The following is a 1,052-nucleotide window of genomic DNA, read 5'->3' as shown; positions in this document are numbered from 1 at the left end:
CAGACTCCCCATTCGCTTTGCAGCTCGGCTGCGAAGCACCCAAAGCCCCGGCTCATCGAGTCGGGGCTTTGTGCTTTGGCGCGTCGTAAACTTACCGCCTGCAGCCATCTCCCGTTCCGGCTTCAGCCTGCCAGCGCAACAGTCAACTCACCCTAGTGCAGAATTTTTCAATGCTGCTTTGATTGTATTTTGATTGACGCGGGCCATGCTCGGAACCTGTTTTGATAAGCATCGATTAAAACAAATGATGACATATGTTTTATTTTTGAAGCGCTTAGCCGAAAGCGTCGCTTCGCCGATACATCTAGTTTTCTTCTGAAAGTTACAGCAGAAGCATCTAGCTCAGAATTTTCCAATGCCATTCTAATTGCATTTCGGTTGGCGTGTTCCATACTCGAAATCCTCCCTTGATAAGCTGTTGGTTGAAACATTTAATATCATTTGTTTGCAAAGGAATTGTTAGATGGAAGCGAAAAATCGACAGCTTTTGTTGGCATCCTTGGTCGCTCTGTGCTTTGCCGGTGGCGCATCCGCTGGCTCATCGGGTGGCTCCCATACAACTAATGGCAATAGCAGTGAGGCAGTAGACCATGCACCGTCTGGAGGCGGCAGTGACGATGACGGTGGTGGTCCCGGTCCCGTAGCAGATAACGGTGGCTCGCACGGCGGTTCGAATGGCGGAGGGTCCGACGACCATGGCGGCGGCGGTAATCACGGTGGCGGCCATGGCCACAATGGCCTGCCGATCTTGGGCCCGGTGCTGTCGGAAGTGGCGGAGTTGGTCGGCGATAAGGTGGAGCGGGTCGGCGACAAAGTAGAGCGGCTCGGCGGTCACCTCGGCCCGGTCGTGTCAGAGGTGGCGGAGTTGGTTGGCGATAAGGTGGAGCGGATTGGCGACAAAGTAGAGCGGCTCGGCGATAAAGGCGATGGCCTGCCGATCGTCGGTCCGGTGTTGTCCGGGTTGCTTGGTGGCGATGACGACCACCACGGTGGCCATGAGGGTGGCTTGCCGATCGTTGGTCCGGTCCTGTCAGGGCTGCTTGGCGGCGGCG

2 protein-coding genes are annotated in these 1,052 nt (G+C 56.0%); one reads left to right on the top strand and one right to left on the bottom strand.

All coding sequences use genetic code 11. The features are described 5' to 3' along the window. Positions 1 to 167 precede the first annotated feature (167 nt). Positions 168 to 392: a hypothetical protein gene (locus tag ACZ2IA_RS22750; protein WP_470294865.1), complete on the bottom strand. Its 225-nt coding sequence runs from the start codon at positions 390 to 392 to the stop codon at positions 168 to 170. A 71-nt stretch (positions 393 to 463) separates the two neighbouring features. Between ACZ2IA_RS22750 and ACZ2IA_RS22745 the strand changes: the two genes are divergently transcribed. After that, positions 464 to 1,052: hypothetical protein (locus ACZ2IA_RS22745; RefSeq protein ID WP_470294864.1), on the top strand; the 589-nt coding region annotated here is incomplete at its 3' end.

The sequence above is a fragment of the Crenobacter sp. CS_VA4 genome (assembly GCF_055597485.1).
Note: the sequence above shows the minus strand (reverse complement) of the source record. Positions and strands in the feature narration are given on the sequence as shown.